This is a genomic window from Enterobacter sp. 03-F-07-AD-ECC, assembly GCF_047530935.1.
Lineage (GTDB): Bacteria > Pseudomonadota > Gammaproteobacteria > Enterobacterales > Enterobacteriaceae > Enterobacter > Enterobacter cloacae.
Window position 1 is genome coordinate 1 of the sequence record NZ_JBLKBZ010000012.1, and the last position, 14,436, is coordinate 14,436.

Genomic DNA, 14,436 nt, shown 5'->3' on the forward strand with positions numbered 1-14,436 from the left:
GGGTCGCCAGGGTGGTGGCGACTGAGCCGCCCTGGAACGTTCACAAGTCATGCCGTTACAGAGTAGCAAGGAACATAAAGTGAACGGAATTACCTCTACAGCCATATGTTCCCCCTCACCCCAGCCCTCTCCCTCAAGGGAGAGGGGGTCCTCCGTGCAGGCATTATTTTATGGGGAACCCTCAGCCCTGTGGGAGAGGGCCAGGGTGAGGGCACCAGACCGCGCCGATCCGCCTTTCACTGCACCGCAAACTCCTTATCCAGCCTGCTATACCCCAGTCCATTAATCTTCTTCACTTTGATTTGCACCGGAATACGCTCCTTCATAGCCTCGACGTGGCTTATCACGCCGATGGTTTTCCCGGTGGCATTCAGCGCGTCGAGCGCATCCAGCGCGGTGTCCAGCGTCTCGCTGTCAAGCGTGCCGAAACCTTCATCCAGGAACAGCGAATCGATTCGCGTTTTGTGGCTCACCAGGTCGGAAAGTGCCAGCGCCAGCGCCAGACTGACGAGGAAGCTTTCGCCGCCAGAAAGCGTGCGGGTATCGCGTACGGCATCGGCCTGCCAGGTATCAACCACCTCCAGCTCCAGTGCGTCGCTGACTTTACGCTGCAGCAGATAGCGCCCGTGCAGGCGGTTAAGCTGCTGGTTAGCGAGCCAGACCAGATTATCCAGCGTCAGACCCTGGGCGAATTTACGGAACTTGTCGCCGGTGCTGGAGCCTATCAGCGCATTCAGATAACCCCAGTCCTCGGCCAGACGTGAGGCCTCGTCAATTTGCTGCATCAGCGCCAGCTGGTGCTGGCGGTTATCGCTGTCCTGCTTAAGCTGCTGGCGGATCTCCCCCTGATGAGTGGTGTTCTCGCGAAGCTGCTGCGCCAGCTGCTGTAGCTGCGCATGCAGGGTTTGCGCGTCGGCGTCCAGCCCTTCCGGTCGCTGATGCTGGTGGGCCTGTAGCAGCTGTTCAGCCTGCCCGCTAAGCGCAATTGCCTGCTGAAGCTGGCTCTCCAGCGTCTGCTTGCGTTGTTCAAGATGGCGGATGGTCTCCTCATCCAGCAGCGCGGCGAGAAAGGCCTCGCGATCGGCGAAGCAGCTTGCCGCCAGCGCGGTGGCAAATTGCGCTGTGGCGTGCTGTAGCCGCTCGCTTTCCAGACTCTCCTGCTGCTGCAGGGTGGCAAGCTGGCTTTGCAGGGACAGGCATTCGTCGTGGATCTCGCGCCAGTTCTCAGGAATGGCCGGTTCTGCCTCGGTGTCATCGCCTGCCGGAAGCGTATCGAGCAGCGGTTTCAGGGTATTAATGCGCTCCTGAATTGCAGCATACTGCGTCTGTTTTTCCTGCCACAGGTTGAATTCCGTTTCCCGGGCGTACAGCCAGGCGGTCTCTTCCCCCTCTTCAGGAACATGCAGCGACAGCGCGAGCAGGGCGTTTTCCAGTGCCTGACGCGTTGCCGACAGCTGCTGCTGGTACTGACGCTCCTGCGCTTGCTGTTCGTTAAGCTGGTTTTGCAGCGTCAGGCGCTGGCTGAGCTGATAGAGCTGACGTTCGTACTGTTCCTGTTCGTTCATCCATGGGGCGATATCTTCCTGAATATTCAACGAGATATTCAGGTCTGCACAGACCTCCTGCCACTCTTTAATGAGTGCTTGCTCTTCCTGAGAGAGCGCCTGCGCTTCGTCTGTTGCTCGCTGGATCTGCTGCGTCAGGGCATTGACCTGTCCCAGCACCAGCAGACCTTCCTCTTTAAGCGCGGCAACCTCTTTTTCCAGCGCGTCCCGGCGCCGCTGGTTATCGGTGAGCTCAAGCGCCTGATACGTCTCAATGGCGGGATGTTCACTGGAGCCGCACAGTGGGCAGGGTTTTCCGGCCTCAAGCTGCGAGCGGTAGCTTTCCAGCTTTTTGATCGTCGCTTCGCTTTCACACAATGCTTTCAAATCGACATAGTGCTGGTTTTTTTCTTTGTACTGTTGGCGGCGCAGCGTCAGCGTTTCATTGAGTTTTACCTGCTCGGACTGCGCTTTTTGCCGGGTATCCGCGTTCTCTTGCAGCCGTTTTTGCAGCGGCTGATAGCGGGCATGAAGCGTGGTCAGGCGCTGGCGTAAAGGACGTGACCGGGACTGTTGCTCCATTGCCGCTGCCACGTCATCCGCCGTCAGCGTCAGGGGGTTTTCCGGCATCCCGGCGAGCTTCTGACGTAATTCAGCAATACGGGCTGCAAGCGTGGCAATCTGATGTTTATCGCGGTTCAACTGCGCAAAATGGGCGCGCCAGCCAGCAATCTCCTGGCCCCACACGCGGTAACGTTCATGCTCCGCCAGCCATGTTGCCTGGATCGTAAGGTCATTCTGCAGTTGCGCATGGGTACGCAGCGCCGTATGACGGATGCGTGAGCGCTGCGCGGCTTTGGCCTGTAAGCGAGTATTTACTTCGACAATGCGCTGCTTTGTCTGCGCGAGGCGCGTGGTTTGTTCTTGCTGGCTATCCCACAGGGGGCGAAGCTGGGCGGCGGGCTGCGCAAGCTGGAGCTTGGCCAGCTCAGGCGCGGCGTCGGTCAGAGCCTGCTGCGCCTGCTGTTGCAGGAGCATAACCCGCTGCTGCTCGCGAATAAGCTCGTCGTTGCGCGTCAGCCACTGAAAATCGCGCTGTTGGTTCTGCTGCTGAGTCAACAGGGTTTTCTCTTCGTCAGTAAGTGCCTGCAAACTCTGCTGTAACTGCTGCTGTTGCGCTTCGCTCAGTAACACCACGCCTGCGGCCTGCGCCTCGCACATCTCAAGCGCGTTACGGGCGGCCTTATGTTTCTCGAACACCATCGCTGAGATCTGACCGTAGATCTCGGTGCCGGTCAGCTCTTCCAGCAGTTCGGCGCGATCGCCCGGTTTAGCGTTGAGGAAGGCGGCAAACTGCCCCTGGGAGAGCAACATTGAACGGGTAAAACGGCTATAATCCAGCCCGGTGAGCGCGGCGGTTTGCTCCAGTTTGTCCGTCACTTTATCTGCCAGAATTTTACCGTCTTCACAACGCGCCAGTTCAACGCGCGGTGCCTGCAGGTTTCCATCTGGCTGATTGCGCGCGCGGTTCTGGCTCCAGAACGCACGATACGCTATGCCTTTTACCTCAAACTCCACCTCGGCCAGGCACTCGGCGGTATCGCGGGTCATCAGGTCGTTTTGTGCCTGGGAGACTTTTTGCAGACGCGGCGTTTCGTGGTAAAGGGCCAGACAGATGGCGTCGAGCAGGGTCGTTTTCCCGGCACCGGTCGCGCCGGTAATGGCGAACAGCCCGTTGCTGGCAAACGGCTCGGCGGTAAAGTCAATTTTCCACTCGCCCTTAAGGGAGTTGAGGTTTTTCAGACGCAGGCTCAGAATTTTCATGCGTTTTCTTCCTCATCGCTGAGCGCGTGCAGGGTATGAAGGAACAGCTCGTTAAGCCTTGCGCGCGTGGTGTCGTCAATCTCTTCCTGCGACAGTCGGCGTTCAAATACCTCTTCCACCCTCAGTTCGCTGAGCGTTTCACGCTGTGCACCCAGCAGAATTTTCTCGCGCTGTTCGCGGCTGCGGCGAACCAGTAAGACCTCGACGGGCAGATCTTCCGTCAACGCCTGAATTTTACGCTGCATATCATGCAGGTAGTCGTCGGTCGTGATTTCAATATCCAGCCAGATGGGCGGATTTTGCTCGACACCGCGCCACTGCTCCAGCTGAGCGGTAATCGCCGCCAGATCGCCCTTCAGCACAGCCAGCGGTTGGGTGACGGGAACCTCCAGCGACTCCACGGCGCTGAGTTTGCCCTCATTAAAGCTCACCAGGTGCACACATTTGGCTTTGCCGGTCTCATCAAAACTGAGCGCAATGGGCGAGCCGCAGTAGCGAATGTGCTCGCAGCCGCCGATGACCTGCGCCCGGTGAATATGCCCGAGCGCGATATAATCCGCTGGCGGGAAATTTTGCGCCGGGAAGGCGTCCAGCGTACCAATATAGATGTCACGCACCGCGTCACTTTTACTGGCGCCGACGGTAGTAAGATGCCCGGTGGCAATCACCGGAATGGCCTGTTCGCCGCGCAGGGCGCAGGCATCCGTATGTTGCTGGTGATAATAGTCCGTGATGCTCTGCAACAGATGCTGCTGCTTTTCCCCGCCGGACATCCCCGCCTGGCTTTGCACGATATCGCGTGGGCGCAGGAAGGGCACCGGACACAGCACCGCTCCCGGTGTACCGTCACGTTTTTTCAGGATCTGCGGCGCATGACCGGCGCTGGCTACCACGGTCGTGTTAAGGAAGGCCAGGATATCGCGGGATTCATTCAGCGTTGCGACGGAGTCGTGGTTACCGGCGACAATCACCAGATGACAGCCGGTTTGTTGCAGATTTACCACGAAGCGGTTGTAGAGCTCACGCGCATAGCTTGGCGGCGAACCGGTATCGAAAATGTCACCCGCAACAATAATCGCGTCCACCTCGTGCGATCGGGCCGTGTCCAGCAGCCAGTTCAGGAACGCTTCATGCTCCGCTGCCCGGCTTTTGCTGTAAAAGTTTTGACCCAGATGCCAGTCCGAGGTGTGTAATATGCGCATAGCGAATCCGTGGCAAAAAAAGGAATGGGGATTATAAACTTTCAGAAGCTGGAAAATAACCGCTGTAATAAAACAACAGTTTGCCATTTTACGTGGTACTGTTTTTCATAAATCTGTCATAAATCTGACGCATAATGACGCCGCATTACAAACTTGTAACTTAAATAAGATAAGACAGGGCAAAGTATGGCGAGACGTATTCTGGTCGTAGAAGATGAAGCTCCAATTCGTGAAATGGTGTGCTTCGTGCTCGAACAAAATGGCTTCCAGCCGGTCGAAGCGGAAGATTATGACAGCGCGGTGAACCAGCTGAATGAACCCTGGCCCGATCTGATCCTGCTTGACTGGATGTTGCCTGGCGGCTCCGGACTGCAGTTTATCAAACACCTCAAGCGTGAAGCGATGACCCGTGATATCCCCGTTGTCATGCTTACCGCGCGCGGTGAAGAGGAAGATCGCGTGCGCGGCCTTGAGACCGGCGCGGATGATTACATTACCAAACCCTTCTCACCGAAAGAGCTGGTTGCCCGTATTAAAGCTGTGATGCGCCGTATTTCACCGATGGCGGTGGAAGAGGTCATTGAGATGCAGGGCCTGAGCCTTGATCCCACCTCGCACCGTGTTATGACGGGCGAAAATCCCCTCGACATGGGGCCTACCGAATTCAAACTCCTGCATTTCTTTATGACTCACCCGGAGCGTGTTTACAGCCGCGAGCAGTTGCTGAATAACGTCTGGGGAACTAACGTGTATGTCGAAGACCGGACGGTTGACGTACATATCCGCCGCCTGCGTAAAGCGCTGGAACTGAGCGGCCACGATCGCATGGTACAGACGGTCCGCGGCACGGGTTATCGTTTTTCTACCCGTTTCTGAACAATGACAGGAGTGTGACGCGTGCTGGAACGTCTGTCATGGAAAAGGCTCGTCTTTGAACTGATCTTATGTTGTATTCCGGCCTTCATTTTGGGGGCCTTTCTTGGATACCTGCCGTGGTTTCTGCTGGCGTCTGTGACCGGGCTGCTGATCTGGCATTTCTGGAACTTACTGCGCCTCTCCTGGTGGTTGTGGGTTGACAGAAGTATGACGCCTCCCCCAGGAAGCGGGAGCTGGGAGCCTCTGCTTTACGGCCTGCACCAGATGCAGATGCGTAATAAAAAGCGCCGTCGCGAGCTGGGAAGCCTGATTAAACGCTTTCGCAGCGGTGCGGAATCGCTGCCGGATGCGGTGATTCTGACCACGGAAGAGGGGACAATCTTCTGGTGTAACGGTCTCGCCCAACAGCTGCTGGGCCTGCGCTGGCCGGACGATAATGGCCAGAATATCCTCAACCTTCTGCGTTATCCGGAGTTTACGCAGTATCTGAAAAAACGTGATTTCACGCGTCCGCATAATCTGAAGCTCAACAATGGCCGCCATCTTGAAATACGTGTAATGCCCTACAGCGATCGGCAATGGCTGATGGTGGCGCGCGACGTCACCCAGATGCACCAGCTGGAAGGGGCACGACGCAACTTCTTCGCCAACGTGAGCCACGAGCTGCGCACGCCGCTGACGGTGCTGCAGGGCTATCTGGAGATGATGCAGGAGCAGACGCTTGAAGGGGCGCCGCGTGAGAAGGCGCTGCATACCATGCGCGAGCAGACGCACCGTATGGAAGGGCTGGTGAAACAGCTGCTGACGCTGTCGAAGATTGAGGCGGCTCCGACACTTGCCTTAAATGACACTATCGACGTACCGATGATGCTGCGGGTAGTGGAGCGCGAAGCGCAAACCTTAAGCCATAAAAAACATCATCTGACCTTTGACGTCGATAACAGTCTGAAGGTGCTCGGGAGCGAGGATGAACTGCGGAGTGCTATCTCTAACCTGGTCTATAACGCGGTTAATCATACCCCGGAAGGAACGGATATTATGGTGCGCTGGCAGCAGACACCAACGGGGGCCGAGTTTAGCGTCGAGGATAACGGGCCGGGCATTGCGCCTGAGCATCTTCCACGTCTGACCGAGCGGTTTTACCGGGTAGATAAAGCCCGTTCCCGGCAAACGGGGGGAAGCGGGCTGGGGCTGGCCATTGTGAAGCACGCGGTGAATCACCATGAAAGCCGCCTCGATATTCAAAGCACGCTGGGCAAAGGAACCCGTTTCAGTTTCGTTATACCGGAACGATTAATTGCCAAAAAGATCGCCTGACGGCGGGTGTGTCATTTTACCTTTCCACGGGCCAGCTATTGCTGGCCCGTTTGCTTTGCAGTAAAGCGAAACGCGAATAAATTTTATACGGCTGGTGCTTTTTTGTTCGCATGATTAGCCATGGCTTTTTCATGATATTAGCGAATTATTCTGGTTGGTATTTTCATGATGGTATATTGTTCTGGTTTTACGATCCCTCCTTGCCTTTAAACGTTATAAGCGTTTAAATTGCCCCCCAGATACTGTCAGACCGACTGTATTTGCGTGGTAAATCGAAAAACTATTCTTCTCCACGCCAGGACGGGAGCATATCCCGCTGAAATTGAGCAAAATTTCCGCTGTATCGTCCCATTGGGGATGGCGAAAATCTCAATATATTCAACACCACATCCACAGGCAGTAAGGTTTTATGACCCATCACTTAAAATCGCGTGACATCATCGCGCTGGGCTTTATGACATTTGCGCTGTTCGTTGGCGCAGGCAACATCATTTTTCCCCCAATGGTTGGCTTACAGGCGGGTGAACACGTCTGGACAGCAGCATTTGGTTTCCTGATCACTGCCGTGGGCCTGCCGGTGTTGACCGTGGTTGCGCTGGCGAAAGTTGGCGGCGGCGTTGATAGCCTCAGCACCCCAATTGGTAAAGTGGCTGGCGTCCTGCTGGCAACGGTGTGTTATCTGGCCGTTGGCCCGCTGTTTGCGACCCCGCGTACCGCGACAGTCTCCTTCGAAGTGGGGATTGCGCCACTGACCGGTGACGGTGCGATGCCGCTGTTTATCTACAGCCTGGTTTACTTCGCTATTGTGATTCTGGTCTCCCTCTATCCGGGCAAACTGCTGGATACCGTGGGTAACTTCCTGGCTCCACTCAAAATTATCGCGCTGATCGTGCTGGCGGTTGCGGCCATTATCTGGCCTGCGGGTCCTATCAGCAGCGCGATGGATGCCTACCAAAACGCGGCCTTCTCTAACGGATTTGTGAACGGCTATCTGACCATGGATACGCTGGGCGCGATGGTGTTTGGTATCGTTATCGTGAACGCCGCTCGTTCCCGTGGTGTGACCGAAGCGCGTCTGCTGACCCGCTATACCATCTGGGCTGGTCTGATGGCCGGTGTGGGCCTGACGCTGCTCTATCTGGCGCTGTTCCGCCTGGGTTCCGATAGCGCCACGCTGGTCGATCAGAACGCGAATGGTGCGGCAATTCTGCACGCTTACGTCCAGCACACCTTTGGCGGTGCGGGCAGCATGCTGCTGGCGGCCCTGATCTTCCTGGCCTGTCTGGTGACGGCGGTTGGTCTGACCTGTGCCTGTGCGGAGTTCTTTGCGCAATATCTGCCGCTCTCTTACCGCACGCTGGTATTCATCCTTGGCATCTTCTCCATGGCGGTGTCTAACCTCGGTCTGAGCCACCTGATTCAGGTCTCCATTCCGGTGCTGACGGCCATCTATCCGCCGTGTATCGTGCTGGTGGTGTTGAGCTTTACGCGTCCGTGGTGGAACAACTCCTCGCGAATTATTGCGCCAGCCATGTTTATCAGCCTGATTTTTGGTATCCTTGACGGGATTAAAGCATCAGCGTTTGCTCACATCCTGCCAGTCTGGACACAGCGTCTGCCGCTGTCTGAGCAAGGTCTGGCCTGGCTGATGCCTACCGTTGTTGCACTGGTTCTGGCCATTATCTGGGACCGTGCTGCAGGGCGTCAGGTCGCATCGAACGCCCATTAATCAACGGCAACAAACTGTTTAACCACGGGGCTTAAGGCCCCGTGGTTTTTTGTTTTTTTCGTGTTGAATGGCAAGATTTAAATGGAAAGTACTAACAAACTCAAACGTGGACTGAGCACGCGCCACATTCGCTTTATGGCGCTCGGCTCAGCTATTGGTACCGGTCTTTTTTATGGCTCGGCAGATGCCATCAAAATGGCCGGTCCAAGCGTTCTGCTGGCCTACATCATCGGCGGCGTGGCGGCGTATATCATCATGCGTGCGCTGGGAGAGATGTCGGTTCATAACCCTTCAGCCAGTTCATTCTCGCGCTATGCGCAGGAGAATTTAGGCCCGCTGGCCGGGTTTATTACCGGCTGGACCTACTGCTTCGAAATTCTGATTGTGGCCATTGCCGACGTCACCGCCTTTGGCATCTACATGGGCGTCTGGTTCCCGGCGGTTCCGCACTGGATTTGGGTGTTGAGCGTGGTGCTGATTATCTGCGCCGTCAACCTGATGAGCGTGAAGGTCTTTGGTGAACTGGAATTCTGGTTCTCCTTCTTCAAGGTTGCCACCATCATCATCATGATTGTGGCCGGTTTCGGCATCATCATCTGGGGGATCGGTAACGGCGGCCAGCCAACCGGTATTCATAACCTCTGGAGCAACGGTGGCTTCTTCAGCAACGGCTGGCTCGGCATGGTGATGTCGCTCCAGATGGTGATGTTCGCCTACGGCGGGATTGAGATCATCGGGATTACCGCCGGGGAAGCCAAAGACCCGGAGAAATCCATTCCACGCGCCATCAACTCGGTGCCGATGCGTATTCTGGTGTTCTATGTGGGTACGCTGTTCGTCATTATGTCTATCTATCCGTGGAACCAGGTGGGGACCAACGGTAGCCCGTTTGTGCTGACCTTCCAGCATATGGGCATCGCCTTTGCGGCCAGCATCCTGAACTTTGTGGTCCTGACCGCGTCGCTTTCAGCGATCAACAGTGACGTCTTTGGCGTGGGCCGCATGCTGCACGGCATGGCAGAGCAGGGCAGTGCGCCAAAGGTCTTTGCCAAAACCTCCCGTCGCGGCACGCCGTGGGTGACGGTTATGGTGATGACCGTTGCGCTGCTGCTGTCGGTCTACCTGAACTACATCATGCCGGAAAACGTCTTCCTGGTGATCGCTTCTCTGGCGACCTTCGCGACCGTGTGGGTGTGGATCATGATCCTGCTGTCACAGATTGCGTTCCGCCGCCGTCTGTCCCCTGAGGAGGCAAAAGCGCTGAAGTTTAAAGTGCCAGGCGGGGTAGCGACGACCGTCGTTGGGCTGATCTTCCTGGTGTTTATCATCGGCCTGATTGGCTACCATCCTGATACCCGTATTTCCCTCTACGTGGGCTGTGCGTGGATCGTGCTGCTGCTGTTGGGTTGGGTGTTTAAATGCCGCCGCGACCGTCAGCTGGCGCAGGCGCAGTAATATTTTATGCCCTCTCCCTGTGGGAGAGGGAATTTTGTCTCCTCCTCCTTTCTCCTCCCCCAATAAATCACGTCATGGTGAGCTAACCTTAATCACCCTGTGGCAAGGTGACGTCAATTTCATCAAAGGGGATTCGTGATGTTAAACGCCTGGCACCTTCCGGTTGCCCCATTTGTTAAGCAAAACAAAGACAACCTTGTGATTACGCTCTGGCTGGCGGGGGAAAATCAGCCTGAACGCGTGACGCTACGCGCTGAAGTCGATAATGAAGAAACCACGCTGAAAATGCACAAGCAGCGCAGCCAGCCGCAGCCTGGCGTAACGGCATGGCGGGCAAACATCGACTTGCGCAGCGGCCAGCCGCGCCGACGCTATAGCTTTAAGCTGCTCTGGAATAACCGCCAGCTGTGGTTTACCCCGCAGGGATTTAGCCGTTTTCCTCCGGCGCGGCTGGAGCAGTTTGCCGTCGATTACCCGGACGCTGGCCCGCAGTGGGTTAACGATCAGGTCTTTTATCAGATCTTCCCGGATCGCTTTGCGCGCAGCGAAACGCGCACAGCCGGGCAGGATAAGGTCTATTATCACCACGCCGCAGGACACGACATTATCCTGAAAGAATGGGATGAGCCGTTAACCGCGCAGGCGGGCGGCTCGACGTTCTACGGCGGCGATCTTGACGGCATCAGCGAAAAGCTACCTTATCTGAAGAAGCTGGGCGTGACGGCGCTGTACCTTAACCCGGTGTTTAAAGCACCGAGCGTGCATAAATACGATACCGCCGATTATCGCCACGTTGACCCGCAGTTTGGCGGTGATGACGCGCTGCTTCGTCTGCGTAAAAATACGCAAAAAGAGGGCATGCGTCTGATACTGGACGGCGTGTTCAACCACAGCGGCGACTCACACGCGTGGTTTGACCGTCATAACCAGTCGATGGGCGGGGCGTGCCATAACCCGGATTCACCCCAGCGCGACTGGTACAGCTTCAACGAGGAGGGTCGCGCGCTGGACTGGCTGGGCTATCCGAGCCTGCCGAAGCTGGATTTCCAGTCGCCAACGCTGGTGAACGAGATTTACGGCGGTGAAAACAGCATTGTGCGCCACTGGTTGAGTGAGCCATGGAATATGGATGGCTGGCGTCTTGACGTGGTGCATATGCTCGGTGAAGCGGGCGGGGCGCGTAATAACCTTCAGCACGTTGCCGGGATCACCCGTGCAGCAAAAGCCGCGCAGCCGGAGGCGTTCGTGTTTGGCGAACATTTTGGCGACGCGCGCCAGTGGCTGCAGGCGGACGCGGAAGATGCGGCAATGAACTATCGCGGTTTTACCTTCCCGCTGTGGGGATTCCTTGCTAACACCGATATTTCCTACGATCCGCAGCATATTGATGCGGAAACCTGCATGGCATGGATGGATAACTACCGCGCCAGTCTTTCGCATCAGCAGCAGTTACGGATGTTTAACCAGCTCGACAGCCATGACACCGCGCGATTCAAATCCCTTCTCGGTAAGGATGTCGCGCGCCTGCCGCTGGCGGTGACCTGGCTCTTTACCTGGCCGGGCGTGCCGTGCATCTATTACGGCGATGAGGTGGGGCTGGACGGGAACAACGATCCATTCTGCCGCAAAACCTTCCCATGGGATCCGGCGAAGCAGGACAACGTGCTGTTCAGCCTGTATCAGCGGCTGGCGAAACTGCGTAAGCAGAGCCAGGCGCTGCGCTACGGTGGTTGTCAGGTGGTTTATGCCCACGACAACGTGGTGGTGTTTGTCCGCGTCTATAACCAGCAGCGCGTGCTGGTAGCCATCAACCGGGGCGAGGCGTGCGAAGTGGTGCTGGATGACTCTCCGCTGCTTAACGTGAGCGCGTGGCAGCTAAAAGAGGGGAAAGGGAGCGTGCAGGAGGGGATCCTCTCCCTGCCGGCGATTTCTGCTTCCTTCTGGTTTGGCTGACGGCGTGATAACAAAAAGGCCCGCATAAGCGGGCCTTTTTCGTAAACCGTGCCGATTACAGGCTGGATACGTTCTCGGACAGGTATTTCGCAACGCCGTCTGGGGACGCAGACATACCTTCTTTACCTTTTTCCCACTGAGCCGGGCACACTTCACCGTGCTCTTCGTGGAACTGCAGCGCGTCAACCATACGCAGCATTTCGTCGATGTTACGACCCAGCGGCAGATCGTTCACAACCTGGTGACGCACGATGCCGTTCGCGTCGATCAGGAAGGAGCCACGCAGCGCAACGCCAGCGTCCGGATGTTCGATACCGTAAGCCTGCTGGATTTCGCGTTTGATGTCCGCAACCATTGCGTATTTCACCGCACCGATGCCGCCTTTGTCGACAGGGGTGTTACGCCATGCGTTGTGTACAAACTCAGAGTCGAAGGAGACGCCAACCACTTCTACGCCACGCTTCTGGAATTCTTCATAACGTTTGTCGAACGCGATCAGCTCAGACGGGCAAACGAAAGTGAAGTCCATTGGCCAGAAGAACAGAACGGTCGCTTTACCGTTGGTGTGCTGTTTGAAGTTGAAGTTTTCAACGATTTCACCGTTGCCCAGAACTGCTGCAGCTGTAAAATCCGGAGCCGGACGAGTTACCAGAACCATATGATTCTCCTGTAGATACTAAGGTTATTTGGAACGCAACGCGAGCCAGTATAGAGAGTGTTCCTGGATAAGACAAAGAGGTGGTGACAATCGTTCCGCCAGCTTTTACCTATCAATGCGAATTCTGTCAGAGCTGTTTGTTTTTCGCCTGCGTCATCATTCGCGGGTAAAACTGCCAGAAACGCGTTTCCAGCGCATCGTAATGTTCGTCCAGGTCATGCCATGAATCGCGTAGCGCATCCAGACGCGGTCGGCGACTCGCCATCCCATTTAACACATTCTGGATGAAGTCCATCTCGCGATAGCGCTCCAGCCAGCGTTCCGACCACAGGTAATTATTCAGATTCACAAAGCGCGGCGGCGAGTCGGGCAGGATGATCGACACCTGCTGGTGGGCATAACGCACAAAATCCGGCAATGGCATCTCCGGCGACAGCTGCGCCCAGTGGCGCGACAGGAAATGGTCCCACATGACATCAAGCGAGATTGGCGCAACGCGGCGCGTTTCGGGGCGAAACCACGCTTTGGCCTCGGTTACTTCTGGCAGATTATCCGTCATGACATCGATACGACGATGCATAAAAATCCCGTCGACAACCTCAGCGGGCCAGGTCTCGGCGGGGTTGCCGCGGACGAAATCGGCCAGCAAATTGCCGGAAAGGGAGCTGTCAGCGAGGTGAGCGAGGTGCAGGTGAGCGAGAAAATTCATGCGTTTTATTTGTCCGGGGGCGGCTAGTTGTTGCAGCAAAAGGGTGTGAGCACTAGACTATGCCGCCTGTTTTTAAGTCACGAGTATACGTCATGCGCGTCGCCGATTTCTCCTTTGAACTACCTGAATCCCTGATTGCTCACTATCCAATGCCTGAGCGCAGTAGCTGTCGCTTGCTGTCACTGGACGGGCCAACGGGCGAGCTGACGCACGGTACTTTCACCGATCTGCTCGACAAGCTCAACCCTGGCGATCTGCTGGTCTTTAACAATACCCGCGTGATCCCGGCGCGTCTGTTTGGCCGCAAGGCCAGCGGCGGCAAGATTGAAGTGCTGGTCGAACGTATGCTCGATGATAAACGTATTCTGGCACATATTCGCGCCTCTAAAGCACCTAAACCGGGTGCCGAACTGCTGCTGGGCGATGACGAGAGTATCAAAGCAACCATGACCGCGCGCCACGACGCGCTGTTTGAAGTGGAGTTCAACGATGAGCGCACGGTGCTGGATATTCTCAACGCCATCGGCCACATGCCTTTGCCGCCGTACATTGAGCGCCCGGATGAAGAGGCCGATCGTGAGCTCTACCAGACCGTCTACAGCCAGAAGCCTGGCGCGGTAGCGGCGCCGACGGCGGGTCTGCACTTTGACGAACCGCTGCTGGAAAAATTACGCGCAAAAGGCGTGGAGATGGCGTTTGTGACGCTGCACGTCGGCGCGGGCACCTTCCAGCCGGTGCGGGTAGACAGCATTGAAGATCACATCATGCACTCTGAGTATGCTGAAGTGCCGCAGGAGGTTGTTGATGCGGTTCTGGCGGCAAAAGCGCGCGGCAGCCGCATTGTTGCGGTAGGCACCACCTCCGTACGTTCACTGGAGAGCGCTGCCCAGGCGGCTCAAAAAGATCTGATCGAGCCATTCTTTGGCGATACGCAGATCTTTATCTATCCGGGCTATCAGTACAAAGTCATCGATGCACTGGTGACCAATTTCCATCTGCCTGAATCAACGCTGATTATGCTGGTCTCCGCCTTTGCGGGGTATCAGCACACCATGGCGGCATACAAGTCTGCGGTAGAACAAAAATATCGCTTTTTTAGCTACGGGGACGCGATGTTTATCACGTACAATCCGCTGGCTTTGAATGAGCGTGTCGGGGAATAAGTCCGC

10 protein-coding genes are annotated in these 14,436 nt (G+C 56.3%); 6 read left to right on the forward strand and 4 right to left on the reverse strand.

Going from position 1 to position 14,436, the window contains the following annotated elements:
* Positions 1 to 236: 236 nt before the first annotated feature.
* Positions 237 to 3,368 (reverse strand): exonuclease subunit SbcC, encoded by a 3,132-nt coding sequence (sbcC, locus tag ACMWKA_RS17050; RefSeq protein WP_414760445.1) that lies wholly within the window; start codon positions 3,366 to 3,368, stop codon positions 237 to 239.
* Positions 3,365 to 4,570: an exonuclease subunit SbcD gene (sbcD, locus tag ACMWKA_RS17055; protein WP_020686366.1), complete on the reverse strand. Its 1,206-nt coding sequence runs from the start codon at positions 4,568 to 4,570 to the stop codon at positions 3,365 to 3,367. Before sbcD ends, sbcC begins: the two co-directional genes overlap by 4 nt.
* Before the next feature lie 186 nt (positions 4,571 to 4,756).
* Between sbcD and phoB the strand changes: the two genes are divergently transcribed.
* The 5 genes from phoB to malZ all read left to right on the forward strand — a co-directional run bounded on the left by phoB (position 4,757) and on the right by malZ (position 11,900).
* Positions 4,757 to 5,446 (forward strand): phosphate response regulator transcription factor PhoB, encoded by a 690-nt coding sequence (gene phoB / locus ACMWKA_RS17060; protein ID WP_010428026.1) that lies wholly within the window; start codon positions 4,757 to 4,759, stop codon positions 5,444 to 5,446.
* Positions 5,447 to 5,467: 21 nt separating this feature from the next.
* Positions 5,468 to 6,763, forward strand: coding sequence for a phosphate regulon sensor histidine kinase PhoR (phoR, locus tag ACMWKA_RS17065; protein WP_029883416.1), 1,296 nt, complete (start codon positions 5,468 to 5,470; stop codon positions 6,761 to 6,763).
* Positions 6,764 to 7,172: 409 nt separating this feature from the next.
* Entirely contained in the window at positions 7,173 to 8,492 is a 1,320-nt protein-coding gene (gene brnQ / locus ACMWKA_RS17070; protein ID WP_414760446.1) for a branched-chain amino acid transporter carrier protein BrnQ, read from the forward strand.
* An 81-nt stretch (positions 8,493 to 8,573) separates the two neighbouring features.
* Positions 8,574 to 9,947 carry a proline-specific permease ProY gene (gene proY, locus ACMWKA_RS17075; RefSeq protein WP_013095827.1) on the forward strand — a complete coding sequence of 458 codons (1,374 nt, stop codon included), beginning with the start codon at positions 8,574 to 8,576 and terminating at the stop codon, positions 9,945 to 9,947.
* A 138-nt stretch (positions 9,948 to 10,085) separates the two neighbouring features.
* Entirely contained in the window at positions 10,086 to 11,900 is a 1,815-nt protein-coding gene (gene malZ / locus ACMWKA_RS17080; protein WP_414760447.1) for a maltodextrin glucosidase, read from the forward strand.
* Positions 11,901 to 11,955: 55 nt separating this feature from the next.
* Here malZ and ACMWKA_RS17085 read toward each other — a convergent pair whose 3' ends face one another.
* Together ACMWKA_RS17085 and acpH are read right to left on the reverse strand one after the other, a co-directional pair.
* Positions 11,956 to 12,558: a peroxiredoxin gene (locus ACMWKA_RS17085; RefSeq protein WP_013095829.1), complete on the reverse strand. Its 603-nt coding sequence runs from the start codon at positions 12,556 to 12,558 to the stop codon at positions 11,956 to 11,958.
* A gap of 127 nt (positions 12,559 to 12,685) precedes the next feature.
* Complete coding sequence (gene acpH, locus ACMWKA_RS17090; protein WP_028028137.1) at positions 12,686 to 13,267, reverse strand: ACP phosphodiesterase; 582 nt, start codon at positions 13,265 to 13,267, stop codon at positions 12,686 to 12,688.
* Positions 13,268 to 13,359: 92 nt separating this feature from the next.
* Here acpH and queA point away from each other — a divergent pair, with 92 nt between their 5' ends.
* Positions 13,360 to 14,430: a tRNA preQ1(34) S-adenosylmethionine ribosyltransferase-isomerase QueA gene (queA, locus tag ACMWKA_RS17095; RefSeq protein ID WP_048970459.1), complete on the forward strand. Its 1,071-nt coding sequence runs from the start codon at positions 13,360 to 13,362 to the stop codon at positions 14,428 to 14,430.
* Positions 14,431 to 14,436: the final 6 nt, after the last annotated feature.

Bases quoted from the DNA above. Each gene is read 5' to 3' on its own strand.
- sbcC (WP_414760445.1), bottom strand. From the start codon at position 3,368: ATGAAAATTCTGAGCCTGCGTCTGAAAAACCTCAACTCCCTTAAGGGC.
- sbcD (WP_020686366.1), bottom strand. From the start codon at position 4,570: ATGCGCATATTACACACCTCGGACTGGCATCTGGGTCAAAACTTTTAC.
- phoB (WP_010428026.1), top strand. From the start codon at position 4,757: ATGGCGAGACGTATTCTGGTCGTAGAAGATGAAGCTCCAATTCGTGAA.
- brnQ (WP_414760446.1), top strand. From the start codon at position 7,173: ATGACCCATCACTTAAAATCGCGTGACATCATCGCGCTGGGCTTTATG.
- proY (WP_013095827.1), top strand. From the start codon at position 8,574: ATGGAAAGTACTAACAAACTCAAACGTGGACTGAGCACGCGCCACATT.
- malZ (WP_414760447.1), top strand. From the start codon at position 10,086: ATGTTAAACGCCTGGCACCTTCCGGTTGCCCCATTTGTTAAGCAAAAC.
- ACMWKA_RS17085 (WP_013095829.1), bottom strand. From the start codon at position 12,558: ATGGTTCTGGTAACTCGTCCGGCTCCGGATTTTACAGCTGCAGCAGTT.
- acpH (WP_028028137.1), bottom strand. From the start codon at position 13,267: ATGAATTTTCTCGCTCACCTGCACCTCGCTCACCTCGCTGACAGCTCC.
- queA (WP_048970459.1), top strand. From the start codon at position 13,360: ATGCGCGTCGCCGATTTCTCCTTTGAACTACCTGAATCCCTGATTGCT.